The organism is Peribacillus glennii (assembly GCF_003429105.1).
GTDB classification, from domain to species: domain Bacteria; phylum Bacillota; class Bacilli; order Bacillales; family DSM-1321; genus Peribacillus; species Peribacillus glennii.
Map to the genome: position 1 here is coordinate 762,491 of NZ_QVTD01000003.1, position 26,608 is coordinate 789,098.

Sequence of the window (26,608 nt, forward strand, 5' to 3'; positions counted from 1 at the left end):
ATACAGGAAAAACAAAGATTCGTTATACACTGCAAAAAAATAACCAACAGCGGAAAGCGGTATGATCGCTAACAGTAAAAATGAATTCATTTTTAAATATTTCATGTCTTCCAACTTTCTCCCCCGCAGAAATCCATATTTTTCATTTATTTCCGGCATTCCACTGGATTGTTACTCAACTTGTTGTAAGTGGCATCTTTAGCACGATTATGCAAAATATCGTATACAGCCTCTGAGCAAATAGATATGTCTTTATATTCCACAATTTCCCCGCTTCCTGTATGCGCTCTTTGCGTAGTTTTCTTATCTTAGCAGAGATAATTTTCAAAAATTCTTAGACTTGGCGGATTGGGGCATAATCTTATTTTCATATTTCAAATAAAAAGCAAGGATTTTTTTTGCAAACCTTAATCTTGTAACTAGCAAATAAGCTATATATGCTGAAATAAATCCAATGATTGCCCCGGCAAGAATATCAGCGGGGTAATGAACGCCTGCCCAAATGCGGGAAACACCCACACAGAACGCTAGGATTACCCAAAAAGAGCCTAGCCTTTTTCCAAAAAGCCAGAAGCTGGAACAAAAAGTAAAAAAAAGAATGGTATGATCGCTTGGGAAAGAGTTGTCTACAGCTTTTTCGATCAGTTGATTCACATCTGGCAGTTCTGCAAAAGGCTGGTTGTTTGAATGCAGCTTTCCGGCCGCTTTCCCAATGACTTCTGCCAATACGAAGGCAAACAAAGCGCTCATCACCATCATTCTATAATTATCAATTCTGGTGAACCAATAGATCACAACCACCGCACATAAAAGATACACCATATACTCTGCTATAAATACCAAGGGTGGATTCAGGTAAGGATGTTGCTTGCCGAAATCATTGATCGATCTAAAAAATTCGATATTCAAGTTTGTTATATTCATTATTAACATCTCCTTATTCAATCTGATAAAGAGAATATACCATAGTAAGACTTTGTGATATATGAAATCCCTTACACGTAAATTACACGCATGTAAGAAACGAAAACTTCCTGCGTAACAATCCCCATGTTTATTCCCGCCCAAAAGATGAAAAATGCTGACAAAAGTATTTCTGAGGTGTAAATCCACTCACAAGAAGATTGGCACCGGTAACAAAACTGGTCATCAGATGCATGGAAGGCTACAATTTACCACAGTTTCATCCCATCTTCCTACCGACCTATAGTTACCTGAAAATGCATTACCCCCTTGCTAAGAAATGCCTATTTATTTACATTTTTGTTCACTAATTCCACATTCGACGTGAGCAAGAAAATTCCATTGACTTGGTTATAAAATGAACGTATATTATTACAAGTAAATGAATAATTTTTCATTCATTCATACATGGTTTTATTTAATATCACAAAAAACTCCTACTTTTACAACATAGAAGATAACATCCAGAAAGGGGAACTTATTAAGATGGGAACAAATAAAAAATTAGGGTTATGGATTCTTACAGCCCTTGTTGTGGGAAATATGGTTGGATCAGGCATTTTTATGCTTCCTGGTTCTTTAAGCAAGGCGGCAAGTCCGGCTGGTATTTTATCGGCTTGGTTAATAACCGGGTTTGGAGTGCTAATGCTCGCTTTAGTATTCGGTAATCTTGCGATGAGAAAGCCCAACTTGACCGGCGGCCCGCAAATTTACGCAAAGGAATTATTTAAAGCAGGAAGCAATGCTTCCACACTATCAGGATTCATGTCTTCCTGGGGATATTGGTTAGGGAACGTAGCCGGAAATATTGCTGTGATCACTACCTTTGCAGGTTATCTGTCGACCTTCTTCCCTGTTTTATTAAATCAAGCCGAGCTGTTTTCTATTGGCGGCTTTACAATAAAAATCGGTAATGCCTTAACCTTTATTGTTTGCACAATCCTTTTATGGGGAACACATTTTATCATTTTAAGAGGGCTTGACGGTGCCGGAAAACTGAATTTCCTGGCTACTTCTGCAAAAGTAATCGGGTTCTTCTTATTTATTTTGGTTGGTTTATTTACGTTCCAAAAAGCTAATATAACGCCCTTCGTCGCACCTAGGTTGGATGAAGCGGGACAAGCTATCGGTTTATTCGGCCAAATCAATAATGCCGCTGTTACTACTCTATGGGCTTTTATCGGAGTTGAATCCGCAGTTGTCTTTGCATCACGTGCAAAAAAACAAGTGGATGTAAAACGCGCAACTATGCTTGGGTTGATGATTGCACTTGCCATTTATATCGGAATCAGCTCACTAGTAATGGGAATGTTGAACCATGAAGCCCTCGCTGCTTCAGACAAACCACTAATTGACGCTATATCAGCCGTGATAGGTCCTATTGGCGGAAAAGTGCTTGCAGCTTTTGGTTTGATCAGTTTATTTGGCTCCACGATCGGGTGGATAATGCTTAGTGCCGAGGTTCCATATCAAGCGGCTAAGCAGGGCATGTTCCTGCCGGCATTCAAAATGGTAAACAAAAAAGGGATTCCTGTATTGTCCTTGATTGTTACCAACCTAATTGGCCAATTGTTTATCTTTTCCACTGTATCAAATACAATATCAACGGCCTTTAATATTGCGATTGTCATTGCGACACTTGCATACCTTGTACCATATTTGATTTCATCGGTATTTCAACTAAAGTTGGTCATAACCGGGGAAACCTATACAGACAAAAAAAGCCGGATCATCGATGGAGTGATCGGAGTACTGGCTACGATTTATTCTGTATGGGTCATTATCGCAGGCACGGCAGACCTAAATACTTTCTGCCTTGGCATGGGGCTGTTGGCCAGTGGAGTCCTGTTATACAAATGGGTAATTCCTGTAGGAAAAAAAACAACAGAAAAATGAAATTCTATCTGCATAAATATGTTCAAAGGGGTCAGTCCCCCGGTGCGTTAACGCGTGAGAGCACCGGAGGACTGACCCTCAAATCATTTATGGTAAAACAGAAGCACCCATTAAGTAACTATCTACTTCACGTGCTACTTCACGGCCTTCATTGATTGCCCATACGATTAGGCTCTGGCCTCGCCTTGCATCTCCTGCAGCGAAGACACCTTCCACGTTGGTCTTGTATTCACCATATGCAGCTACAACTTTTTGGTTTTTTGCAGTCACGCCAAATTGCTGCAATAACGGCTGTTCTGTACCTTCAAACCCTATCGCGATAAAGACATGCTGTGCCGGCCATACTTTTTCTGTTCCTGGTATTTCATTAAATATATACTGTCCATTTTCATGCTGGACCTTTTCCATTTGAATGGTAAGCAGTTCTTTTATATGGCCATTTTCATCTGCGACAATTTTCTTTGTCTGAATTGAATATTGGCGCGGATCCTCTCCAAACTTTGCTTCGGCTTCCTCGTATGCATAATCAAGGGAAAATACGTTTGGATAAGCCGGCCACATATTCTCAGGAGTCCGTGTTGCCGGCAGCAATGGATGCTTACCAAATTGAACAACGCTCCGGCATTTCTGACGCAATGCTGTAGCAACACAGTCAGCACCTGTGTCACCGCCTCCGATCACGATTACATCCTTGCCTTCCACATCGATAAACTGGCCATCCTCAAAATTGGAATCCAGCAGGCTCTTAGTAGTTGAACTCAAGTAATCCATGGCAAAATGGATGCCCTTCGCTTCCCTTCCCTCAATATCCAGGTTCCGCTGTCTTTGTGCCCCCGTACATAGGATGACGGCATCAAACTGCTTTCGTAATTGTTCAGCTGTGATGTCTTTGCCCACTTCCGTGTTTGTCACAAAATCAATGCCTTCCTGGCTTAACAGCTTGATACGCCGTTCAACAATTCCTTTGTCCAGCTTCATATTTGGGATGCCATACATTAATAATCCCCCAGGACGGTCCGCACGTTCAAATACTGTTACAGTGTGTCCTGCCTGATTTAGCTGGTCAGCACTTGCCAGCCCCGCCGGGCCAGATCCAATAATGGCAATCTTCTTTCCAGTCCGCTTCTCTGGAATGCGCGGTGTAATCCACCCATTCTCAAAGCCTTTATCAATAATCGTCCGTTCAATGCTTTTAATCGTTACGGCCGGATCGGAAATAGCGAGGGTACATGATCCTTCACATGGGGCTGGACATACGCGCCCAGTAAATTCCGGGAAGTTGTTTGTTTTAAGCAAGCGGTCCAGAGCTTCTTTCCATTTGCCCCGATAGACTAAATCATTCCACTCTGGAATCAGGTTGTTAATCGGGCAGCCTGTTGTGATGCCCTGGATTTCCATGCCCATATGGCAAAAAGGTGTGCCGCAATCCATGCACCTTGCTCCTTGCCGGCTTAGCTTTTCATCGGAGAAAGGAGCTGAATATTCTTTCCAGTCGTTTAGGCGCGTGAGAGGGCTTCGCTCTTTTGACTTCTCACGTGCGTATTCCAAAAATCCTGTTGCTTTTCCCATTTCCTTCTCTCCTTCCTGTTTACAATACTGCATCCAGCTGTTTTACAGCCGTTTTCTTTTCCTGGTTTGCATTTTCCTGAAAAGCGCTCATTATGGCTGCTGAATCTGTTAATCCTGCATCCTTTTGTTCCTTGATCCGTTCTGTCATCCGTTTATAGTCCTTCGGAATAATTTTAACGAATTTGCTAATAAGATCCTTCCAGTTCTCTAGCACATAAGAAGCTTTTGCACTATCTGTATACTGATAATGCTTAACGATCATTTTATGGACTTCGTTAATTTCCTGTACATCAGCCAGCGCTTCAAATTCAATCATCTCTTGATTGGATAACCGCTTAAATTGTTCCTGGTCATCGGTAAATACGTAGGCTATTCCGCCAGACATACCGGCCCCGAAGTTTTTGCCCGCATCACCCAATACCACGACCCGGCCGCCGGTCATATATTCACATCCATGGTCGCCAATTCCTTCGACTACCACATTGGCTCCGCTGTTCCGGACAGCAAAACGTTCACCTGCACGTCCATTGATATACGCTTCACCGCTTGTAGCGCCATAAAGAGCGACATTGCCAGCAATAACATTCTCCCCTGATACAAGCTTGGATTCCTGGGGCGCTGAAACAATTAGCTTCCCGCCTGATAAGCCTTTACCAATATAGTCATTTACATCACCTGTCAAACGGAGAGTCATGCCCTTTGGGACAAACGCACCAAAGCTTTGTCCCGCTGATCCGGTAAAGCGAAGGGTGATTGTATCTTCGGGCAGCCCTTCTTCCCCATAACGTTTGGATATTTCACTTCCGACTATCGTTCCAACCACCCGGTTGACATTCGTAATCGGGAATGAGACATCAACTGGCTTCCCGTCCAGCAAAGCTGGCTGCACAGACGGCAGCAATTCCTGAATATCAAGGGACTCGCTGATTTTATGATTTTGTGGTGTTTTAAAAGTACGGGCTCCCTCAGGCTTGAATAATAGAGCAGTCAAGTCCAAATGCTTTGCCTTCCAGTGTGCTTTTGCACGCTCGCTTACCTCAAGGACATCCGTACGGCCCACCATTTCTTCAATGGTCCTGAATCCTAACTCTGCCATAAGCTCGCGTACTTCCTGCGCCACGAAACGCATGTAGTTGACAACATGATCGGCAGTGCCGGTGAATTTTTCACGAAGCTCAGGATTTTGGGTCGCAACCCCGACCGGGCAAGTATCCAAGTGGCAGGCGCGCATCATGACGCAGCCCATGACGACGAGAGGCGCTGTAGCAAAGCCAAATTCCTCTGCCCCCAGCAGTGCGGCCATGACAACATCCCGGCCTGTCATCAATTTGCCGTCCGTTTCAATCACAACTCGGTCACGCAAGCCATTGATCATCAACGTTTGATGTGCTTCCGCAAGCCCAAGCTCCCATGGCAAACCTGTGTGCTTAATGCTTGTTTTAGGCGACGCACCAGTTCCGCCATCATATCCGCTGATTACAATTACATCTGCAGCACCTTTGGCAACACCTGCTGCTATGGTCCCTACACCTGCTTTAGAAACAAGCTTTACACTAACGCGAGCATCACGATTGGCATTTTTTAAATCGTGGATCAACTGGGCCAAATCTTCAATCGAATAGATATCATGATGCGGAGGAGGCGAAATGAGCCCAACACCTGGTGTTGATCCGCGTACTTCAGCTACCCAAGGATACACTTTGTTACCTGGAAGCTGGCCGCCTTCACCCGGTTTAGCCCCCTGGGCCATCTTGATCTGGAGCTCATCAGCGTTGACAAGATAATGGCTCTTCACACCAAATCGCCCGGATGCAATTTGCTTAATGCCGCTCCTTCGGCTGTCGCCATTTTCATCACGTGTATAGCGGGCCGGATGTTCCCCGCCTTCGCCGCTGTTGCTTTTAGCGCCTAACCGGTTCATGGCAATCGCCAATGTCTCGTGCGCTTCCTGGCTCAGTGACCCAAATGACATCGCACCTGATTTAAATCGGCGTACAATGGAATCAACGGATTCCACTTCGTTAAGCGGCAAAGCTGTCCGTGAGCTGTCAAAGGTGAACAAGTTGCGTAAAAATCCGATTCTCTCTTCATTCGCCATTTCGGAATATTGTTTATATAAATCATAATCCCCTTTACGGGCCGCCCATTGAAGCGTATGGATTGTCTTTGGATTGAACGCGTGATGCTCACCTGTTTTTCTCCATTGAAAATCGCTGCCTGCTTCGAGCGTATCATGGATAAATTCGGTATATGCAGCTTGATGGCGAATCGATGCTTCCTCTTCGATCGTTTCCATTTCGATTCCGCCAATCTGTGAGGCTGTACCGCTGAAATACTGTTCTATAACGTTGGCACTAATCCCCACAGCCTCAAAAATTTGGGCGCCGCGATAGCTTTGTACCGTTGAGATTCCCATTTTAGACATTACTTTTACGACGCCTTCCGTAATGCCTTTCACGTACTTGCTTACCGCTTCTTCATAACTTACGGACAAGTGGCCATCCAAAACAGCCTGTTTATATGTTGCATAAGCAAGATACGGATTGATAGCATCCACTCCATACCCAATCAAAGCTGCAAAATGATGAACTTCCCTTGCTTCGCCTGACTCGACTATGATACTTGCTTTGGTACGGTTCCCCAGGCGTATCAGGCGCTGGTGCAGCGCGCTGGCAGCCAATAACACAGGAACTGCAGCTTCACATTTATTTATATAGCGATCGGTTAATATTAGAAGGCTGGCACCTTCCTCAATCGCTTGTTCAGCTTCTTGGGAAATTCGTTCAAGAGCACTCTCCAGGTTTTCTGAAAATAAAGTGTTGATGACCTTGCATGTAAATCCATCCACTTTATTAGCTTTTAATTGTGCCAATTGGACATTTGTCAAAATTGGCGTTTCAAGCTGAATCCGGCGGCAGTTTGCTTCATTGGGGTGAAGCAGATCGCCTTCCGCCCCTAAATAGCTCACCGTTGATGTTACGATTTGTTCGCGTATGGCATCAATAGGGGGATTGGTTACCTGGGCAAATGATTGCTTGAAATAATTGAACAGTGACTGGGGACGATCCGACAGCACTGCCAGCGGAGTATCATTTCCCATCGATCCGAGCGGGTCCTTGCCTTCAGTGACTACCGGGATTAAATATTTATGCACATCTTCGAACGTATAACCGAATGCTTTTTGGCGGACAAATAAATCAGGAACTTCCTCTTCTTCAATTTTTCCGCTGCCGTCAGGCAAGGTAACCAGCTGTTCCTCAAGCCACTGCTGATACGGGTAGGCTCCAGCCATCTCAGATTTAATTTCCTCATCCGAAATAATGCGCCCTTGTTCTAAATCAATTAATAGCATTTTCCCCGGGCTCAACCGGTCTTTATATAACACATTATCCGGATCAACCTCCATCACGCCGACTTCCGAGGAGAAAATAATATAATCATCTTTCGTAACATAATATCTTGCCGGACGAAGTCCATTCCTGTCTAAAATGGCGCCGATTTGCCTGCCGTCCGTGAATGAGATGGCAGTCGGCCCATCCCATGGCTCCATAAATGTGCTGTGGTATTCGTAAAACGCCCTTTTTTCCTTTGAAATATGCGGATTCTCGCTCCAAGGCTCGGGGATTAACATCATGGCTGCATGGGCAGGCTTTCGGCCGGCCAGCACAAAGAATTCCAAGGCATTATCTAAAATGGACGAATCGCTGCCATCCATGTCCAATATTGGTGCGACTTTTTGAATGTCTTCACCAAAGGCTTCCGATACAAATTGCTTTTCACGCGCCTGCATCCAATTGATATTTCCCCTGAGTGTGTTGATTTCGCCATTATGGATCAGGTATCTGTTCGGATGTGCCCTTTCCCAGCTAGGGAAGGTATTCGTACTGAAGCGGGAATGCACTAAAGCAAAAGCCGACTTAAACGACTCGCTCTGAAGGTCAAGATAAAACTCATTCACCTGGTCAGGTGTCAATAATCCTTTGTAGACAATTGTCCTGCTTGACAGGCTGGCAAAGTAAAAACGCATTGAGCGTTCAATTGCCCATCTCTCCGCTTGCTTCCTGATAATATATAACTTACGTTCAAATGTTAAATCATCTTTGATTGCCGCATTTGCGCCGATAAAAACCTGTCGGATTACAGGAGCAGTTTCTTTTCCTACTCTTCCAATTTTTCTGATATCAACAGGCACGTTTCTCCATCCAAGAAGAACCTGGCCTTCCTGTTCAATATACTGATTGATACTGGCTTCGATTTGCGATTGCTCATCCGCATCTTCTGTAAAAAAGAGCATCCCTACACCGTAACGGCCCTTTTCAGGCAATTTGATTTCCGGACAGTATTTACGGAAAAATTGATCCGGGATTTGAACCATTAGTCCTGCGCCATCCCCTGTATGCGGGTCGCTTCCCTGTCCGCCGCGGTGATCTAGTTGACAAAGCATCTTCAGTCCTTTTTTCACGATTTCATGCGTTGCATTTCCTTTTATATGCGCGTATAATCCGATTCCACATGCATCATGTTCAAATTCAGGACGGTAGAGACCTTGCGCTTTTGGTATTTGATTGTATGTCATATTTTATCTCCTCCCGTTTATTTCAATTTTCACCGGTAAATTCACTTAATTATTATTCTAGGTTTTCAGATTAATATAAACAATATATAATATAGATTATTATAATCTCGAATCAATATAATTGATGGGAGGATGGATGATGGAGCTGCGTCAATTACGGTATTTTATCGAGGTCGCTGAGCGCCAGCATGTGACTGAGGCTGCCGAGCATCTGCACGTGGCACAATCCGCAATCAGCCTGCAAATAGGCAAGCTTGAAGCGGAGCTGGGCGTGAGTTTATTTGAAAGGACAGGAAGAAACGTTAAATTGACACATATCGGAAAGATTTTTTTATCGCATGCGAAAACCGCCATAAAAGCCATTGACTATGCAAAGGAGAAGGTAGATGAATATCTGGATCCTGACCATGGGGCAATTAAAGTCGGTTATCCGACAAGCCTGGCAAGCTATTTGCTTCCAACCATTATTTCAGCCTTTAAGGAACAAAAGCCAAACGTTTCTTTCCATTTGCGCCAGGGGTCTTATTCCTCATTAATGGAAGCTGTAAAAAATGGAGATATCGACTTGGCTTTTCTTGGTCCCGTCCCGACAGATGAACCCGGTATTGAAGCACATATTTTATTTACAGAAAACATTTCGGCCCTTTTGCCGAATAGCCACCCCCTGGCCGAAAAAAAGAGTTTGTCCCTGGGCGAATTACGGAATGATAATTTCGTATTGTTTCCACAAGGATATATTCTGCAAAAAATCGTGGTGCAAGCATGCAAACAAGCTGGCTTTTTGCCGAACATCACCTCCGAAGGCGAGGATATGGATGCCATCAAAGGGCTTGTATCTGCGGGCATTGGTGTTAGCCTATTGCCTGACAGCACATTTTACGACTCCATTCCCCGATTCACGGTAAAAATACCTATTGATAGCCCGCAAGTCAGACGGACTGTGGGCATTATTATACCGAAAAACAGGGAACTTGCCCCTTCCGAGAAGATTTTTTATGAATTTGTTAAACAGCATTTCTCATTGTTGGAGCAATACCAATAGAAAGCGGTTTTTTTGGAAGGGAAGCTCTTTTCCCCCAACAGGTATTTCCAGCTATATTATTATAGAAGTAACAGGTTTGATCACCTCCTGTTTCCATAAAAAACGGCATCTAACGAATGTTAAATGCCACAGATTATTGCTATCATTTTTTTAACTCTACGGTTATTTTACGACAGCCGCCCCATTCAAGAATGATCCGATCGAATCATATACATCTTTTATATCATCCCTGGAATCCATGATCGCGAAAAGGTTAAAGAATCCATGAATCTGGTCTTCTTCCCTCCTGACCACCGTTTCAACGCCAGCTTCACGCAATTTTTCTGCATATAGCTCCCCTTCATCACGAAGCGGATCAAGGCCCGCTGTGATAACGAGCGCTGGAGGCAATCCGCTTAGATCCGGCGCATTGATCGGGGCTGAATAATGTTGATTCGGAAGTCCATCATTTTGAACATACAGCTTGCTGAAAAGGCCCATTGCTTCGGTAGTCAAAAAGTAACCGCTTCCATTTTCTCCATAAGAGGCATATTTGCCAGGTTCATAGCGATCCGTTACAGGATAAAGTAAAACCTGTTTGATTATTGACGGTCCTCCTTGGTCTCTTGCCATCATCGACACAACCGTTGCCAAATTCCCTCCGGCGCTGTCGCCTGCTACAGACATTCTTGCTTTGTCGCCATTCAATTCTTCAGCATGGTCATATACCCATTTGGCCGCAGCATAACAGTCATTAGGTGCAGCTGGAAACGGATGTTCCGGCGCCAATCGATAGTCGACGGCTACAAGGATATGCTGGGATGCCTTCACAATGCTCCGGCAAACAGAGTCATGGCTTTCAAGGTCCCCATAAACAAATCCGCCGCCATGGAAAAACACGATCACCGGGAATGGCCCGCTTCCTTCCGGAGTATAGATGCGAACCGGGATTTCACCTTCAGGCCCTGCGATCGTCCGGTCCTTTACTTGATGGACAGCCTCCACTGTCGTTTTAGGCACATTTTGGTTCCGCGAACGGATATCTTCCAAAGTCGGCGTATATCCTTCCGGGTAAACTGGCAAAAGATTCTCCAAAAAAAATTTCATTTTAGGATGTATCGCCATCCACTATTCCTCCCCCTCTTATACTAGATGCCATGCTATTAATCCTTCCTGGATGCCCTTCGCCGTCAGCACGCTAATATCTGACATTCAATTTATATATTCTGTTATTTTCACAAAATTCCTCTTTGCAGGCCGGAAATACCATTCAGACAATCCATTTTTAAAATTGCATGACTTTAATATATCACCTTGTATTTCTTGATGTGTCATGTAAATTTCTTGATATAATCTTTATTTTCTTTATAAGTCAGTCGAATTCTTGATGAAATTTATTCCATAGGGTTAACAATTACAATCAAAATATCAAACTATGAAAAAAAGGGAGGCAAAGATGAAAAAAATTATTGACGCTCATATCCACCTGGACCGATATGGCTTAGAATCCGTGAATGAATATTTTAGTGCTGACGACACCCTTCAACTTGTGATCACGGTGTCCAAGGACTTCAATTCATGCATGAATAACCTTCGATTATGTTTAAACGACCGGAGAGTTCAACCCGCCTTTGGTTTTCATCCGGAACAGGATTTGCCCTCTGACCGCGAGCTTGAAGACCTGTTTAATTGGATGGCTGCCCATCAGGATTCCATGGTTGCTGTAGGTGAAGTCGGCCTCCCTTATTACAAAAAGAAAGACTCCGGGGGAAGTCCTCTAAACAATGAAAAATACATTGACATGTTAGAAATGTTTATCCTGCATGCCAAACAATGGAACAAACCCATCGTCCTGCATGCAATCTATGAAGACGCACCAATCGCCTGCAGCCTGTTGGAAAAACATTCGATATCCGATGCCCAATTTCATTGGTTTAAAGGAGATACAAAAACGATAGAAAGAATTGCATCTAACGGACATTATATTTCTGTCACCCCCGATGTGGTTTACAAACAGAAAACCAGGGACCTCGTGTCGGCTTTCCCGATTGGCCAAATCATGGTTGAGACAGATGGGCCGTGGCCCTTTGAAGGCCCTTTTCAATATAAGAAAACCCACTCCAGCATGATTCATAAATCTATAAAAACAATTGCAAGTATTAAGAAATTGGCCATAAATGAAACATATCAGCTGCTATATCAAAATACGTTTGCCTTCTTTTCTTTAAATTAAAGCTCAGGTTATTGCCCTTTCGAAAGAGCTTACTTTAGAACAATATCAAACAAGTTGTATGTGGATGCAGGTTAAGGAATCCACTTTCAGGATTTTGTCCCTTATTCTGCAGTTGGGATTAGGAATCTAGCCGATTGGCTTCGCCAATCCAGGCGAAACAAATCTGATGTTTAAGCGAGGTTCCATTTTGTTCCGACATTTATTTAATTTATGAAATACAAGGTTTTGTTGCAAAATTCCAGCTTTAGCAGATAGCTAAGTAAAACGCGATATATTGGAGATAATAACTTTCGAGGTGATCGACATATGAAAATGAGTCGTGCCATTGAGATAGTAAATTCTGAAGAAGAGATCTCAGTCCAGTATCATGGAATACCGGTGTGGATCGAAGGGGTGGATGAATTGTCAAACCTGGCAACTGTGCATGCCAGGGGAACCCATGATGTGAAGCGGGTGGTTACGGTTGCTGATTTAGATGAAGCATAAATAGAGCGGAAGGAGATCTCCGCCCTATTTGCCAATGGTTTGGCCCATGCTTATTTAGACTGTTTTTCAAAGATTCTATAGGTTACATTTATAGGTCATAGCTGTCCGGATTTGTTCCAGCCCTTCTGTTTTCGTTTAAGGCGTCGATTCTCGACATGTCTTCAGAACTTAATTCAAAGTCAAAGATGCTTGCATTTTCAACAATCCGCTTTTCGTGAATTGATTTTGGGATCGTCACCACTCCGTTTTGTAAATCCCAGCGCAAAATCACTTGAGAAACGGTTTTATTATATTTTCCGCCGATTTCCTTTAATGTTTTGTTGTCTAAAAGCTGTCCACGCATCAGTGGAGACCACGCCTCAAGCTGAATTTTATTCTTCTTGCAGTATGAATGCAGCTCCATCTGGGTTAATCGGGGGTGGTATTCCACCTGATTGACCATTGGTTTGACCTGTGAATCAGCCAACAAATCCTCTAAATGATGAATGTGGAAATTGCTTACGCCAATGGCGCGGACACGCCCTTCTTTATAAAGTGTTTCAAGCGCTTTCCATGTTTCTTTATACTTTTCCTTTACAGGCCAGTGGATCAGATATAGATCTAAATAATCCAAGCCAAGTTTATTTATACTTGCATCAAAAGATTGTAAGGTCGTCTCGTATCCTTGGTCTGTGTTCCATACTTTTGTCGTAAGAAAGAGCTCTTCACGCGGAACTCCAGATTCCTTGATCGCCTGTCCGACACCCTCCTCATTCTTATAAAATGAAGCTGTATCAATACTCCGATATCCATGATTTACCGCTGCTTTCACCGCATCAATGACAGTTTTTCCTTCCTCTACTTTATAAACTCCCATACCAAACCATGGCATTTTTACACCGTTATGTAATGTTGTGCAGTCCAGAATGCTGCTTACCATTTCATTAACCTCCTGCAGGTGACACCCTTTTTATCATCTTATTTTCTCACAAATCTTTTTAAAAGAAAAATCCGTTCTTATGAACCCTTTTCTTTGTAAAAAGTCAACGTTTGATAAATAAAAAAACGCGGAAGATTTCCGCGCTTTCCTGGTTTTTTCTATGCTTTTAAGCCTGTTATCGGTTCATCTTGGATATCGCTTTCCCCGCCTATTACTTCTTTATTTTCATTATGATAGTAGGAGTACCGTTCCTGTACAAAAAATATCGATATGGCTCCAAGCACCGCAAAAATGGCAATTACCGTGAAATTCATCTCAGCCGGCAAATTCATGGTCAGCAAAATTCCGACAAAAGTAGGCGCTACAATCCCGCCGACTCTTCCAAAAGCCATTGTCGCTCCGATTCCTGTAGATTGCATGGAAGGAGGATAATACTGAGAGACAAAAGCGTTGCTAATATTTTGAACACCGACAGAGGCCGCACCAATTACTCCGATCAAAAGATAAGCAACTAATGTATTGTTTGTCAGACCGATTGCCGACAGAGCAATCGCACCGCAAATGTATAAGGGAATCATAACTTTTTTAAACCCCCATTTGTCAGTTAACCGGCTAAAAGCGATTGTTCCTACGATTGCACCGACGTTCATCATGGCCACGAAAATCAAACTGGAGCCAAGACTGTATCCGGCCTGAAGCATTAATTTCGGAAGCCATGTATTCATCGCGTAAATCAGCAGAAAACAACTGAAACAAGAAATCCAAAACATGATGGTGCTCAGGGCACGTTTTTTCTCAAATAATTTAACAAGCGGTGAGCCTGGTTCAATGGATTGTCGACGTGCAAACCTGGTATTTTCCCCGATTTGTAAGGATGGATCCATTTTAGTTAGTATCTTTTTGATTTCCTGATCCTTACCTTTATCCAAAAGAAAGCTCACAGATTCGGGAATGGCCTTCAAGATGAAAGGCAACAGCAATAAAGGCAGTGCGGCAATCCAAAAGATCGGCTTCCATCCCATTGAAGGCAAAATGGACCTGCTAACAAGGGCTGCAGCGATTGCGCCTACCGAATATCCGCAAAATACAAAGGACACCATTACATTCCTTATGCGTTTTGGCGCATATTCAGTCGTTAGTGCTATAACGTTTGGCATAACACCACCCAGTCCTAGGCCGGCGATAATACGAAATACCGTAAATGTAACCGGGCCATCGGCAAGCCCTGATAATGGAGTGAAAACGCTAAAGAGAACCGTACAAAACAGAATGACCTTCTTTCTGCCGATCCTGTCTGCCAACAATCCAAACAATACCGCACCCAATGCGGTGCCAATAACGGTATAGCTACCGATTGCTCCGGCTGTTACAGGGGACATTGACCATTCCTCAATTAACGATGGAACGACGGAACCGTATATCACGACATCATAACCATCAACAAGAATGATCAAAAAGCACCAAAACATTAACGAGAGATGAAAAAAACTAAAACGGCTGCGATCAATGGTTTCGCCCGCGTTGACTATATTCATGTCAGCACCCTCTTTTAAAATAGTAAAAAAGTAAATGTAATGAACGATATGAAAACCTGCATTTGCGGCTAATCGAAATCAATTACGACTGGCCGCCAGTTCAATCACTTTCACTTAAACGCTTCAAAGCACTAAAGCGAAAATGTAAAAAAAGACTAATTGCACTCAAAATCCACCACTAATGTATCTTCTAATCCTATTTCTTTTAAAAATTTTACAATCTCTTGGTGTGCTGGATGCGGGCCATAATTTTCCAACGAGGCTCTGTCCTCAAAACGAACCGTCAACCCTACCTGGTATCCTTTATTCCTGCTTGAAAAATTACTGCCCTGCCTGATGTCCATAATGCCGGGAATCACTACTTTCAGAGCCAATGTTTTTTGAATCAGTTCTTGAATTTGTGTTTCACTTGGTTCTTCTAAAAACTTGATAAGTACAATATGCTCCACCATATCTCCATGTTCTCCTATCTGTTGTTAAGCGTTTGGCGATCAAAGCCGGCTATTTGTTTATATTTATTAGAGATGGTTTCCAGCTCTTGATGTGAAATGATATCCGATAAATTTTCAAATCCCATTGGGGCTAGTTCCTCAACAATCTGCATGACCTGTTCAGGACCATTTTGCCGGTTACTCCTTACAATGGAAGAAGTGGGTTCGATGCGCTCTTGTTCATAAGCACTTAATGCAAGCTCTGCATTCGGCTGTTCAACAACGGCCTTGCCTAAGGCATCAGCGTCCAGTATCGCCTGTGAGGCCCCATTTGATCCGATTGGATACATCGGATGAGCCGCATCCCCAAGCAGGGTCACTCTCCCAAACGTCCATTGTGGCAATGGATCGCGGTCAACCATTGGAAACTCGTAAACGTCTTCCGATTCCTCTATGAGCTTAGGAACATCGAGCCACCCAAAATTCCATTTGGAAAACTGCGGTGCAAAAACTTCTTTATTGACTTTTCGATTCCAATCACTCCGCGCAGGTGCATCCCCATCCACTGACAGCTCTGCAATCCAGTTAACAAGTGAACGGCCGGCTGATGCTGTATCGGGACAGATCGGATAAGCGACAAACTTCTGGTCCTGATATCCTGACATTATCATCGACCTGCCTGTTAAAAAAGGTTCAGCTTCCGTGACACCCCGCCATAAAATACGGCCGCTGAATTTAGGAAGCCCTTCATTTGGATAGAAGTATTTACGGACAACAGAGTGAATGCCATCGGCTGCTATCAAAATATCTGCACGATAGGAACCAAGGCTCTCCCCCGTTTTTCGATTCTTAAAATGAGCTTCTACACTGTCGTCAAAAAGTTGGAAGGAAGACAGATGGTGGCCTGTTATAACAGCTTCTTCCCCCAATTGTTCTTTTACAGCCTTAAGCAGCAGCATTTGCAAACGCCCCCGGTGAATCGAGTATTGGGGCCATTTATAGCCGGCGTTCAATCCCCTTGGTTCCTGCCAGATTTGTTGGCCGAATTTGCTGAAATAAATCAATTCAGCAGTTGGCAAACCTGTCCGCTTCAGTTCTTCAGTTAATCCCAATTCCGTTAATACACGTACTGCATGTGGAAGAAGGTTTATGCCAACCCCCAGCGCCTTGATTTCTTCCACACTTTCAAATACACGCACTGACACGCCAACGCGGTGAAGTCTAAGAGCAGTAACAAGCCCTCCGATCCCCCCGCCGACGATAATTGCCGTTTTTACTGTAGACATCTGACTCTCCTCCATACCAGTTACAACAAATTTCGATGATTTTTCATTTTTCTTAATTATTACATAAAATTTATTTTTATCAACAACAATTATCGTGAAAGATTTACATATATAGATAATTTATTTGTATTAATCGCTCGTTGCACGGCCGTATGGCAATAAAACAAAAAAACGGCAACGGAACGCTGCCATTCATATTATCTTGCTAAATAATAAATAATTGTTTACCTTCAGCTATTACATCAGCTTAAAATCATATTCCGAGCGAGCTCAGGAAAATCAATAAAAGGATTACGGTTTCCCTGCAATTCATGGATGGCAAGATTGCGATGCTTTTCGTAAACAGAAACCGGAAAACTCTTATGCCATTCCAGCAACAGGGAAACATTCACCATTTCATGATGGATAGTATTTGTATATCGCATCAAAAAATAGAGCGTAGCCCGTGCAACGATACCTTTTCCGTATTCAGGCTCGAACTTGCCCTCCTCTGCCTTTCCGCATCCATCCTTGATTGCATGAGCAGGCTCATAATCTAGAAAATCGTAGTATGGAAAATTGCTGCGCCGGCTATTACAGCCTGGTTCACAGGCGAAGAGGTGATGCAAGTCCCCTCTCATCGGGTCCTTTCTGCCGAACCAGGATTGGGGAACGACATGCTCACAGTTTAATAAGTTTTCTCCTGAAAAGGCATTAATCAACCCTTTTGCCTGTCTTTCATGCAGCCTAATATCATGCTGGATGGCTTCAAGGGGTTCCATGCCTTTACCTGAATATAGGCTTTTCAATGCGCCATCCTCATGCAAATCAACCCATGGATATAAATATTGGTGCGGTGTGTATTTCAATTCATTGGAATGGGTTTTCACCAACAAAGAATGAATGTTGTCTGACAACCTGTGATCTGTAAAGGAAATATCCTGATAATATTCGTTCCGGTTTTCCATATCCGTGTATTCTTCATAATAGGGACGGTTTTCCCGGTATTCGTTCAACTTGGCCTTTGCTGCCAGAAATTCTTCTGATAACCGCTCCAGACTTTCCATTACAGGCTCAATACCTTGGCGCTTACTTCCTTCGTAAACAAATCCGCCAGGTGGTCAGTCACCGTTAAGTATAATAGTCCGTTCCCTTCAAGCTGTGGAGAATTTCCAAGCGGAACGGTCCTCTTGATCAATTGTGCATACAATTCCGGGACAGTCAGGCTTCTCTCAAAGCCTTTGTTGGAAATGTCTTTGATGAGCGCGAGTGCTCCAGAAACATGCGGGGTTGCCATTGAAGTCCCTCTTAAGGTCGCGTATTTTCCATTTATATAGGTTGAAAGAATGTCTTCTCCCGGCGCCACTAAATCTATTTCATTATTGGAATTTGTGAATTCGGATGAGCGCCGTTCAAGGTTAATAGCACCAACACTGATCACTTCGTTATAGCAGCCCGGGTAACCCAATTCATCTGTCGAATCCTGCCCGTCCCCTTCATTTCCTGCAGCACAGACAACAAGGATATTATTCGCGATCGCTTTTTTGATGGCATCGTGCAGTTCAGGCACATCAACTGGCCCGCCCAGGCTCATCGAGATAATATCCGCTTTTTGTTCCACGGCATAAAGGATGCCATCAATGATCCATTCATATTGGCCAGAACCATTTTTATCGAGTACCTTTACGATTAATAAATCCGCTTCAGGAGCCACACCTACGACTCCTGTATCATTTTCTACAGCAGCAATCGTCCCGGCCACATGAGTCCCATGTCCATTGTAATCTTTATAAATATCCGGGTTCCCCCCGTCATCGCCGGTAAAATTCCTTCCGCCGGCAATCCGTTCTTTCAGGTCAGGATGTGTTGTATCACATCCTGTATCCAAAATGGCGACCGTCATTCCTTGCCCTTTCGACCTCTCCCAAATCTTTGGTGCCTGGATGAGCTCCACCCCTTGCGGAATTTCAGTTACCTCCTCGGTCTCTTCCAAGACCTGAAAGGGGATTAACCGCATTTTATGCTCCATTAGTACTCCCTCCTGACAGGTTCTATTTAGGCCAATCATGGTGTTACAAATAGTGTAACAATTCAGATTTCTTTTTAACAGCTACATTTGGAGCATTTTATCGCAGCGCCAGGATACCTGCTATATAAGGCAACAATTTGCTGTTTTTTACCTGGTTTTGAAGAAAACCATCTTCTTTTGATAGCTTTTGTCATATGGCAGGAAAATGATGAAAGGTTTGAAGAATATACATTTCAAACGAATGTAATATCTTTACCAAATAAAGGCATGGAGAAAGGACGGACAAAATGACTAATAATCAAATTCAGCGCGCATATTCAATTAAGGATGTTTCCAAGAAAATCAGCATTCCTACCGGGACGATCAGGCAGTGGGAGAAGGACTTGCAGGGACTTCTTTATATCCCGCGTTCGAAGCAGGGGGCAAGATTCTACACGGAAAAGGAAATTACCCTCCTGGAGAAAGTAAAAGAAATGCGGGCCAATAACCTTAGTAAAGATATGATCCGAATGCTGTTGGACAAACATTTAAACGAGGGTTCGCAGGCGCCTTCCGAAACATCCAAAACCTCAGCCCCGGGCGATGAGGATAAGTCTATCGTACCTGTGCAAAATGCCGTTCCATCTGTTCAAACGCCAAATATTGATGAATTGTATGCCGCCATGGAAAACTATAAACAGCATATGCTATCTGAAATAAAAAATGTAATCCAAACGAGCCAGACGGAAATGATGGAAGATGTAAAGAAAGAAATTTCACAGGGGACACTGCAAACGGTTCAAAGCCTGTCCAAATCGATTCAAAGATCCAATGAAAAACGAGAGGCGGAGGCCGAGGAAATCGCGCAGACCATCACAAAGGCGTCAGAACATACTTCCAAAACGTTCGGAACCCTTTCAAAGGATATTGCGAAAGCTTCGGAAACTACTTCTTTAACAATTGAAGCGCTGTCTGAATACATTGCGCAATCATCGGAAGATACGTACGATAAAATTGCCAAACGTCTTACCGACTCTTCCCGGACAACATCAAAAGACTATAAAATCCTGGCTAATAAAGTGGCACAGGATGTAAAAGCCGCACAGGCGGATATACGGACTGTATCTAAATCACTGCATGAAGACCAGGAGCTATTTGTCGATGCCATGAACCAAAATTTAAAAGAATTGACCCAGGTCATCCGCGATAGGGAAGAAGCGTTCCAGGATATGGTGTCAAGCTTTAGGGAAGTGGCCGCCGCCAAAAAGGAGAAAAAGTGGTGGAAGGTGTTTTCCTGGTAAAAGGTGTTAGACCTGCCCTTCACCTGTGATGGGCAGGTCCAAATTCTATTTATCTGGTATTTACGCATTTTGGCTCCTGTCCCGTTCAGCTTTTTTCAGACCTTTCAGAACCAGGCGATACGGACGGTCTACGAGTTCATTTATCATTTCCTCCGGAATACTGCCATCAATCTCCAAAGTATTCCAATGTACCTTGTTCATATGATAGCCCGTTTTCACAGCCGGATTTTGTTCATGTAAATGTTCGCTTATTTCTGGCTGGCACTTTAGTGTTATCGAGACACGGCTATCCGATTCGGATATTAATGCAAACATCTTCCCTCCTATCTTCATAACATGAATGTCGTCCCCAAAAGTAAAATCTTCAATTGCCGATTTCTTCTGTAGGCAAAACTCCCCGAGTCTCTGTAAATGCAAGAATATTCCTCCACTCACTTAAAATCCGGCGAATATTTGGTAACCCTTTAAACTATATTACATCACCTACATATATACGGAAATTCGCAACAATTTTAACAGATAAGGTTCCTTCCTGAAACAGTTGTTTTTGAATCATGGTAAAAGTCAGGCAGAAATAAAAAAATGGAACTAGGAGGCTTCCTTTTCGGATAGCCTCCTAGTTTATCATGATTTGGCCCTTTCCAAATTGCGGCCAAAAACATGCTTCATCTTTTTATATGTTAACAAGAAGTACCCCAAAGTGAGCAGAATGAACACTGCAAAGAAGATCCCGAGCCTACCGATATTGTGCCATACGAAATCATAATTGCCTGTTGAAATAATGTTCCTGAATCCTGCTACGGAATAAGTCATCGGCAAATACTGGCTGATAGCCTGGAATAGTTTTGGCGTCAATTCGATCGGGAAGGTTCCCGCACTGCTGGTCAGCTGCATGATTAAGACAAGAATGGCTACGAAGCGTCCCGGGTTATCAAAAGCGGTCACCAGGAATTGAATGATGGCCAGATACGTCCAACTCGTCAATATACTAAATAGGATTAAGTAAGGTACACTTTTCACTTCAAGTCCCAGCCATTGCAATAGTGCAAAATCCGCAAGCAAAGCCTGGAATACTCCTACGGTAAGCATGACACCCCATTTCCCTGCAAACCAGTTGAAACCGTTATTTGGCGTAACAGCCGGGTTTCGCAAAGGAAAGATGATGGACAGCACCAATGCGCCTATATATAAACTGAGTGACAGAAAGTAAGGGGCAAATGCAGTGCCGTAGTTTGGTACTTTATTAACCCGGTTTTCTTTCAAATCCACAGGCTTGGCAAACATGTCATATACGTCGTCATTGGCTTTTACATCCTCAGCATCCTTTGCCCCATCTTTAAGCTTGTCGCTTAGTTCCTTAGAACCATCTTCAAGCTTACTCATTCCATTTTCGAGATTGGCTGAACCATGTGACAGCTTATCCATGCCTTTTTCAAGCTTTGCCGAACCTTCCGATAATTGTCCCATTCCTCCGGCAAGTTCCGTTGACCCCTCTGATAGCCTTCCAGTACCGTCAGCAAGCTGTTTTGAACCTTCCGCAAGACGGGCTGTCCCATTTTCCATCTGTCCGGATCTTTCTGCAAGTCTGCCAAGGCCTGAAGTTAAGGCACTGCTTCCTTGTGACAATTGATTCAGATCCATTTGGGCTTCGCCGATTTTATCCCCGAAACTGGATAAGCCCCGAATGAGCTCGTCCTGCCCTGATTCTAGCTCACTGGCACCTTTGGCGAGTTTTTGCTGTCCGGCGGCCAATCCGTCAATCCCGTCGCTTAAACCCATCTGCCCCTGTTCCAATTTAGCCGCGCCATTCTTGAATTGGCTTGAACCGGCAGCGGCAATTTCATTTGCACTTGAGGATAGTTGGCCAACTCCCGCTGCTACACCTGTGCTGCCTTGATATATAGGCTCAAGCCTTGCAATTAATTGGTCGATTTGGGCTTTTTGTTGCGCATCATTTGTTATTGATCTTTGTTCTCTTAAATGTTGGAGCACATCTTTTAAGCCTCCGCTTACTTCAGCTGCTCCATATTTAGTCTCATTTGCTCCCGCACTCCACTGATTTAAATTTCCTGCCAGCGCGTTAGCCTCTTTTGCCATTAGATTGGCACCTTCTGTGATTTGAGGAAGCTTGCCCTGGATATCCGCAAACCCTTTAAGAGACTCTTCAACCCCGTCCGAAAGCTCGCCTGCACCAGCCTGGGTTTCCTTTGCTCCCTCAAGCAGGTTTGTTTGGCCATTCTTCATTTGGCCAAGCCCGGTACTGAATTGCTTCAACCCTTCATCTAAATCCTTGGAACCTGCCGATGCCGAGTTCAACCCGTTTGAGAATGTAACTGATCTCTCGGCAAGCGTCTTCAGGTTACTCTGTATTTCCTTGGCGCCGGAATGTGCGTCTCCAGCTCCTTTGCTAACTTGATCTGCACCGTCGCGCGCTGCTCTGATTCCATTATCTAAATCACCCGTTCCTTTTTTCGCGGAATCAATTCCTTCATGCAAGCCGCCGGTCCCGTTTTTCGCTGAATGAATGCCTTTATTAAGGTCGCCAGCCCCGCTGCCTGCTTCCCCAAGGCCTTTAGAAACATCCTTAATGGTAGTAAACATCGATTCTGCATATGTTTTGGTTACAGCTGCGGAAACTTCCTCCTTCATTTTCTCGACCGCAGCATCGCCTATTTTCGCAGAAAGGTAGTTTGTTCCCTCATTTGGCGTGTAAATCAAGTTCAAACTCTTTGGCTTATCGTCCTGCAATGTTGTAGCGTTCTTGGAAAAGTCCTTCGGGATTTCAATTTTAAGATAATACATTTCATTTTGAAGTCCCCGGTCAGCATTTTTTTCACTAACGAAAGAATAATGAAAGCTTTCTTTATCCTTCAATCTTTCGACCAAATCATCACCAATGGCCAGCCTCTTCCCTTTATATTCCGCCCCTTCATCGTGGTTGACTACGGCAACTGGCATCCTTTCCACATGAGCGTATGGATCCCAGAATGCCCACAGGTAAACGGCACTATATAACAAAGGGATGACAAGGATTCCAAAAATGGCGACCAACAGCTTTTTGTTATTGAATATCCCCAAAAACTCCCCTTTTAAAGATTTAAACATAATGAAAAAATTCCCCCTTTTTATGCGGCTCATCGAATGAATAATTGACTATTTTGCTCAAACGGTCATTTTTATGATAAAAACAAGGACCATCAACTAGATAATCCTTTCATCAAGTAGAACTTGATAATGTTAGCAATTTGTTCCGAAGATAGTGGTTCGTGATTTCGTTCCCAGTCAGAAACAAGTGAAACATAGGTCTTTAACAAAAGAAACGATGTGATTTCCGAATCGTTTTGGATAATATACCCTTTTTGGGTTGCCGCATCTATCTTGCTTTTTAGATAGCTGATGATTTCATCTTCTATGTGGTTCAGCATATCCAAAACGGCAGGGGTTCCGATTTCCTTTTCTTCCTGCAACAGCTTGATCATCAAAACATGTGTGGTCCGGAACTCGAGCAGCTTTGCCAGCACCTGTTGGACGTTTTCTGAAAAGGACTTGTCCGGCCTGATTGTCGCTTCTGCCTGGGCGATCATTTCCTTAACCAATGTTGACACAATCTCTTCAAACAACTCTTCCTTATTCGTAAAGAAGGTATAAATAGTACCTTTCCCCACATTCGCAAGCTTGGCCACCCGGTCCATTGTTGTTGCCTTGAATCCGAACATCGAGAAGGATTTAGTTGCAGCATCAAGGATTAACCTTCTTCGGTCAACTGCCATAATCCACACCTCTGACTAAAAATCAAATTTGGTCACTTTCATTCTTTTGTATTCTATCATACACTTTTTTGATTAACAATAATATATAGCTTGTTTATTAATTACTCACCTGTTATTTCGCTTTGCTCCAGCTCCTCCCAATAGCCACACCGTCTGTTGCAAGTCAAAATCATATTCACGTCAATCATCATATTCCCACCTTGCAGGAATTCTATATCTTCTTTTACATCCTCCACAAGCTTTCCGCCACATTCCGGGCATTTTTTTGTTTCCATTTCGCACCTCTCCTATTATCGTTTTAACACCATTTTACGATTTATGCCTATTAAATTTTTCACAGGGTCTACCCTGACACAAATGCCCATGATCCCGAATATCCTATCCAAAATGAAAAATGGGCGGTGGTGAATTATGAAATTGCCGGTGGTTTTGGCAGGCCCCTTCCTTCGCCGGACAGAGTCCGACCAGGTAAATATTTGGATTGCCTGCAGTGAAGAGTTTGAGATATCTGCTGAATTATTTCTGATAAATGCGGATAACAGAGAGTACAGCTACAAACCTGTTTATATACACACTTTTGTAAAATCAGTTCCGCTCGGTGACAAGCTAATAGCCAATCTCATAAAATTAACGCCTGGCAGCGGTACATTTCCTTTGGACCGGCTGCTTGGCTATAATCTTCGTTTCACAAAAACCCGGGTCTCCTTTGATATGGGAAGCCTAGGTTTATTGACTCCGGGTGCCAAGGACTCCCTTGTATATGGACACCTGAAATATCCCTCATTTTATATTACCGAGAGAAAGGATTGCAGGCTGCTGTATGGCTCTTGCCGCAAGCTTCATGGAAAGGGTGATGATGCTCTTGCAGGTGCCGATTTGCTGCTTCAGGACCATTGCCTCAATTTGGAGGAAAGGCCGGAAGCTCTGTTTCTTATGGGAGACCAAATTTATGCGGATGATGTAGCAGGACCGGTTATGCCTTTTATCACGAAGTTTGGAGAAACCCTTACAGGCCGGAAAGAGAATTTGGTTAAGATCGAACCGCGTCTTGGCAGGGACCCCTACAAAACAGCCCTTGATGGTATTTATGGAAGGCAGCGAATTGCATCTGATCTATGCAAGTTTTCTTCAAGAAATTCATCGAACCATTTGCTTCGGTTCGGTGAGTATGCATCCATGTATTTGCTTGCTTTTAATCCAGATATTTGGAGGCTTGCTGAGAGAGAAGGCTTCCTGGCAAGTTTTGAAGAATGGATGAAAAGGAATCCCGTTCTCTCCTCCGGAAAGAATACGCATACCATAAAACGGGCCTATGATAAACAGCTTAAGGAATTAAGAAAGTTTGCAGCCTCATTGCCGCATGTCCGGAGAGTGATGGCAAATATTCCTTCCTATATGATATTTGATGACCATGACATCACCGATGATTGGAACATTACCTCCCAATGGCGCCAGGATGTTTGGCATTCTCCTTTAGGGAGGCACGTAATCTCCAATGGGCTGACAGCCTACTGGGCTTTCCAGGGTTGGGGGAACCATCCGGATTCATTCGATGATACTTTTACTGACATGATTTCTTCCCATTTAAGCTCTAAAAATGAAAAAAAGGAATCAAGGCTTAACTGGGAAACATCGATGTGGAGCTTTGATCGCTGGACTTATACAGCGCCAACCTATCCGCCGGCAGTTTTTCTTGATACACGCACACAGCGCTCCTTTCCTGGAAAAGATCGTACAATGAACCTTGAAGGGCCGCAGCTCATCAATGAACTTGGCTGGCTTCAGGCTAAATATGCACTGTTGGAATGTGGATGGAATGCAGGAGACCCTTTGATTGTTGTATCATCTGTTCCTTTCTATGGCATCGGCTTATTTGACTCAGCGATGAAAAAGGCAGCCTTTCCGCTTATGCTCGCACGAATTCCAGTACAGACAACGTTTGATATGGATTCCTGGAAATACAACGGAAAAGGGTACGAGAGCTTCCACAAATGGATCATCGACATTGATCCCGCATACTGCTTGATTTTATCGGGAGATGCCCATTATGCCTACATGGCAACATCAGTTGCACTCTATCTGGACGGGGATAAAAAAACGCTCTATCAACTGACAAGCAGCCCGTTGAAAAACATAACCTTGACAGGCATAACCAGCGAGCTGGTAAAGGCTGCATTACAAATCAACTTAAATAAAAACGGGGCAAGAAGATTCATCCGGGATAAAACCAAAACCTATCATGTCGAGCTAGACCACGATTTCTCCCATGAAACCGTTGCAAAAGAGTTAATCGATTATCACACCCTCGAAGATGGATCCATCATGGAAACGGAAAATAACCTGGGGTTTATTATGATTTCACCTGACAAAATGGAAGCCTCAATCGTTAAATTCAATAGGAAGACGATTGATTCCAGAAAGTTTACTAAATAGATACAAAAAAGCACCCTATAGAGAGACCTTTTTTTAAAGTGTCTACTCTATAGGGTACATATTAGTGCAACCGACTCTTTTTTCATATAACATGTATGAAAGATATTAGTGGCAAATTCCTCTGCTTTTCTATCACGCGTGATAATAAATAGTTAAATGGTAGATTTTCACCACAACTGCTTTATGTGACATCGAAGGCTGT

The 26,608-nt window shown here is 43.5% G+C and carries 20 protein-coding genes; 6 read left to right on the plus strand and 14 right to left on the minus strand.

Features of this window, described 5'->3' with window-relative positions; all coding sequences use genetic code 11:
* Positions 1 to 324 precede the first annotated feature (324 nt).
* A complete protein-coding gene (locus tag D0466_RS05105; protein WP_117321454.1) occupies positions 325 to 924 on the minus strand; it encodes an undecaprenyl-diphosphatase in 600 nt (199 codons plus the stop codon).
* 525 nt (positions 925 to 1,449) lie between these two features.
* On the opposite strand from D0466_RS05105, the gene D0466_RS05110 reads away from it, so the two are divergent.
* A complete protein-coding gene (locus tag D0466_RS05110) occupies positions 1,450 to 2,859 on the plus strand; it encodes an amino acid permease (RefSeq protein ID WP_117321455.1) in 1,410 nt (469 codons plus the stop codon).
* A gap of 87 nt (positions 2,860 to 2,946) precedes the next feature.
* Here D0466_RS05110 and gltD read toward each other — a convergent pair whose 3' ends face one another.
* A complete protein-coding gene (gene gltD / locus D0466_RS05115; protein WP_117321456.1) occupies positions 2,947 to 4,428 on the minus strand; it encodes a glutamate synthase small subunit in 1,482 nt (493 codons plus the stop codon).
* A gap of 19 nt (positions 4,429 to 4,447) precedes the next feature.
* Positions 4,448 to 9,004 (minus strand): glutamate synthase large subunit, encoded by a 4,557-nt coding sequence (gene gltB / locus D0466_RS05120; protein WP_117321457.1) that lies wholly within the window; start codon positions 9,002 to 9,004, stop codon positions 4,448 to 4,450.
* A 139-nt stretch (positions 9,005 to 9,143) separates the two neighbouring features.
* Here gltB and D0466_RS05125 point away from each other — a divergent pair, with 139 nt between their 5' ends.
* Positions 9,144 to 10,046 (plus strand): LysR family transcriptional regulator, encoded by a 903-nt coding sequence (locus D0466_RS05125; RefSeq protein WP_117321458.1) that lies wholly within the window; start codon positions 9,144 to 9,146, stop codon positions 10,044 to 10,046.
* Between the two features lie 162 nt (positions 10,047 to 10,208).
* Here the strand turns inward: D0466_RS05125 and D0466_RS05130 are convergent, their stop codons facing one another.
* A complete protein-coding gene (locus D0466_RS05130) occupies positions 10,209 to 11,132 on the minus strand; it encodes an alpha/beta hydrolase (protein WP_233522544.1) in 924 nt (307 codons plus the stop codon).
* A 349-nt stretch (positions 11,133 to 11,481) separates the two neighbouring features.
* Here D0466_RS05130 and D0466_RS05135 point away from each other — a divergent pair, with 349 nt between their 5' ends.
* Complete coding sequence (locus D0466_RS05135; RefSeq protein ID WP_117321460.1) at positions 11,482 to 12,258, plus strand: TatD family hydrolase; 777 nt, start codon at positions 11,482 to 11,484, stop codon at positions 12,256 to 12,258.
* A gap of 306 nt (positions 12,259 to 12,564) precedes the next feature.
* Entirely contained in the window at positions 12,565 to 12,744 is a 180-nt protein-coding gene (locus D0466_RS05140; protein ID WP_117321461.1) for an H-type small acid-soluble spore protein, read from the plus strand.
* A gap of 88 nt (positions 12,745 to 12,832) precedes the next feature.
* Here the strand turns inward: D0466_RS05140 and D0466_RS05145 are convergent, their stop codons facing one another.
* The 6 genes from D0466_RS05145 to D0466_RS05170 form a co-directional block, all read right to left on the minus strand.
* The gene (locus D0466_RS05145; protein WP_117321462.1) at positions 12,833 to 13,663 is read right to left on the minus strand and encodes an aldo/keto reductase; all 831 of its coding nucleotides are present in this window, start codon (positions 13,661 to 13,663) and stop codon (positions 12,833 to 12,835) included.
* 158 nt (positions 13,664 to 13,821) lie between these two features.
* Positions 13,822 to 15,198: an MFS transporter gene (locus tag D0466_RS05150; protein ID WP_117321463.1), complete on the minus strand. Its 1,377-nt coding sequence runs from the start codon at positions 15,196 to 15,198 to the stop codon at positions 13,822 to 13,824.
* 155 nt (positions 15,199 to 15,353) lie between these two features.
* A complete protein-coding gene (locus tag D0466_RS05155) occupies positions 15,354 to 15,650 on the minus strand; it encodes a Dabb family protein (protein ID WP_117321464.1) in 297 nt (98 codons plus the stop codon).
* Between the two features lie 14 nt (positions 15,651 to 15,664).
* Positions 15,665 to 16,915: a flavin-dependent oxidoreductase gene (locus D0466_RS05160; RefSeq protein WP_117321465.1), complete on the minus strand. Its 1,251-nt coding sequence runs from the start codon at positions 16,913 to 16,915 to the stop codon at positions 15,665 to 15,667.
* A 242-nt stretch (positions 16,916 to 17,157) separates the two neighbouring features.
* Positions 17,158 to 17,961: an endonuclease I family protein gene (locus tag D0466_RS05165; RefSeq protein WP_117321466.1), complete on the minus strand. Its 804-nt coding sequence runs from the start codon at positions 17,959 to 17,961 to the stop codon at positions 17,158 to 17,160.
* A complete protein-coding gene (locus tag D0466_RS05170) occupies positions 17,961 to 18,923 on the minus strand; it encodes a S8 family peptidase (RefSeq protein ID WP_117321467.1) in 963 nt (320 codons plus the stop codon). The genes D0466_RS05165 and D0466_RS05170 overlap by 1 nt, the downstream gene beginning before the upstream one ends.
* A 287-nt stretch (positions 18,924 to 19,210) precedes the next feature.
* Between D0466_RS05170 and D0466_RS05180 the strand changes: the two genes are divergently transcribed.
* Positions 19,211 to 20,203 carry a MerR family transcriptional regulator gene (locus D0466_RS05180; RefSeq protein WP_117321469.1) on the plus strand — a complete coding sequence of 331 codons (993 nt, stop codon included), beginning with the start codon at positions 19,211 to 19,213 and terminating at the stop codon, positions 20,201 to 20,203.
* Between the two features lie 60 nt (positions 20,204 to 20,263).
* On the opposite strand, the gene D0466_RS05185 is transcribed toward D0466_RS05180, so the two are convergent.
* The 4 genes from D0466_RS05185 to D0466_RS22110 form a co-directional block, all read right to left on the minus strand.
* On the minus strand, positions 20,264 to 20,620 hold the full coding sequence (locus D0466_RS05185; protein WP_117321470.1) for an MmcQ/YjbR family DNA-binding protein: 357 nt from the start codon (positions 20,618 to 20,620) through the stop codon (positions 20,264 to 20,266).
* Between the two features lie 207 nt (positions 20,621 to 20,827).
* The gene (locus D0466_RS05190; RefSeq protein WP_117321471.1) at positions 20,828 to 23,308 is read right to left on the minus strand and encodes a YhgE/Pip domain-containing protein; all 2,481 of its coding nucleotides are present in this window, start codon (positions 23,306 to 23,308) and stop codon (positions 20,828 to 20,830) included.
* 92 nt (positions 23,309 to 23,400) lie between these two features.
* Positions 23,401 to 23,973, minus strand: a complete 573-nt coding sequence (locus D0466_RS05195; protein WP_117321472.1) for a TetR/AcrR family transcriptional regulator — start codon at positions 23,971 to 23,973, stop codon at positions 23,401 to 23,403.
* Between the two features lie 101 nt (positions 23,974 to 24,074).
* Positions 24,075 to 24,248, minus strand: a complete 174-nt coding sequence (locus tag D0466_RS22110) for a hypothetical protein (protein WP_158555836.1) — start codon at positions 24,246 to 24,248, stop codon at positions 24,075 to 24,077.
* A 136-nt stretch (positions 24,249 to 24,384) separates the two neighbouring features.
* Here D0466_RS22110 and D0466_RS05200 point away from each other — a divergent pair, with 136 nt between their 5' ends.
* Positions 24,385 to 26,406 (plus strand): metallophosphoesterase family protein, encoded by a 2,022-nt coding sequence (locus tag D0466_RS05200; protein WP_117321473.1) that lies wholly within the window; start codon positions 24,385 to 24,387, stop codon positions 26,404 to 26,406.
* The last annotated feature ends 202 nt before the right edge of the window (positions 26,407 to 26,608 follow it).

Excerpts from the sequence above, each read along its gene's own strand:
- D0466_RS05140 (WP_117321461.1), top strand. The coding sequence starts at position 12,565 with ATGAAAATGAGTCGTGCCATTGAGATAGTAAATTCTGAAGAAGAGATC.
- D0466_RS05105 (WP_117321454.1), bottom strand. The coding sequence starts at position 924 with ATGAATATAACAAACTTGAATATCGAATTTTTTAGATCGATCAATGAT.
- D0466_RS05190 (WP_117321471.1), bottom strand. The coding sequence starts at position 23,308 with ATGTTTAAATCTTTAAAAGGGGAGTTTTTGGGGATATTCAATAACAAA.
- D0466_RS05135 (WP_117321460.1), top strand. The coding sequence starts at position 11,482 with ATGAAAAAAATTATTGACGCTCATATCCACCTGGACCGATATGGCTTA.
- gltB (WP_117321457.1), bottom strand. The coding sequence starts at position 9,004 with ATGACATACAATCAAATACCAAAAGCGCAAGGTCTCTACCGTCCTGAA.
- D0466_RS05155 (WP_117321464.1), bottom strand. The coding sequence starts at position 15,650 with ATGGTGGAGCATATTGTACTTATCAAGTTTTTAGAAGAACCAAGTGAA.
- D0466_RS05170 (WP_117321467.1), bottom strand. The coding sequence starts at position 18,923 with ATGGAGCATAAAATGCGGTTAATCCCCTTTCAGGTCTTGGAAGAGACC.
- D0466_RS05195 (WP_117321472.1), bottom strand. The coding sequence starts at position 23,973 with ATGGCAGTTGACCGAAGAAGGTTAATCCTTGATGCTGCAACTAAATCC.
- D0466_RS05165 (WP_117321466.1), bottom strand. The coding sequence starts at position 17,961 with ATGGAAAGTCTGGAGCGGTTATCAGAAGAATTTCTGGCAGCAAAGGCC.
- D0466_RS22110 (WP_158555836.1), bottom strand. The coding sequence starts at position 24,248 with ATGGAAACAAAAAAATGCCCGGAATGTGGCGGAAAGCTTGTGGAGGAT.
- D0466_RS05130 (WP_233522544.1), bottom strand. The coding sequence starts at position 11,132 with ATGAAATTTTTTTTGGAGAATCTTTTGCCAGTTTACCCGGAAGGATAT.
- D0466_RS05160 (WP_117321465.1), bottom strand. The coding sequence starts at position 16,915 with ATGTCTACAGTAAAAACGGCAATTATCGTCGGCGGGGGGATCGGAGGG.
- D0466_RS05110 (WP_117321455.1), top strand. The coding sequence starts at position 1,450 with ATGGGAACAAATAAAAAATTAGGGTTATGGATTCTTACAGCCCTTGTT.
- gltD (WP_117321456.1), bottom strand. The coding sequence starts at position 4,428 with ATGGGAAAAGCAACAGGATTTTTGGAATACGCACGTGAGAAGTCAAAA.
- D0466_RS05150 (WP_117321463.1), bottom strand. The coding sequence starts at position 15,198 with ATGAATATAGTCAACGCGGGCGAAACCATTGATCGCAGCCGTTTTAGT.
- D0466_RS05145 (WP_117321462.1), bottom strand. The coding sequence starts at position 13,663 with ATGGTAAGCAGCATTCTGGACTGCACAACATTACATAACGGTGTAAAA.
- D0466_RS05200 (WP_117321473.1), top strand. The coding sequence starts at position 24,385 with ATGAAATTGCCGGTGGTTTTGGCAGGCCCCTTCCTTCGCCGGACAGAG.
- D0466_RS05125 (WP_117321458.1), top strand. The coding sequence starts at position 9,144 with ATGGAGCTGCGTCAATTACGGTATTTTATCGAGGTCGCTGAGCGCCAG.
- D0466_RS05180 (WP_117321469.1), top strand. The coding sequence starts at position 19,211 with ATGACTAATAATCAAATTCAGCGCGCATATTCAATTAAGGATGTTTCC.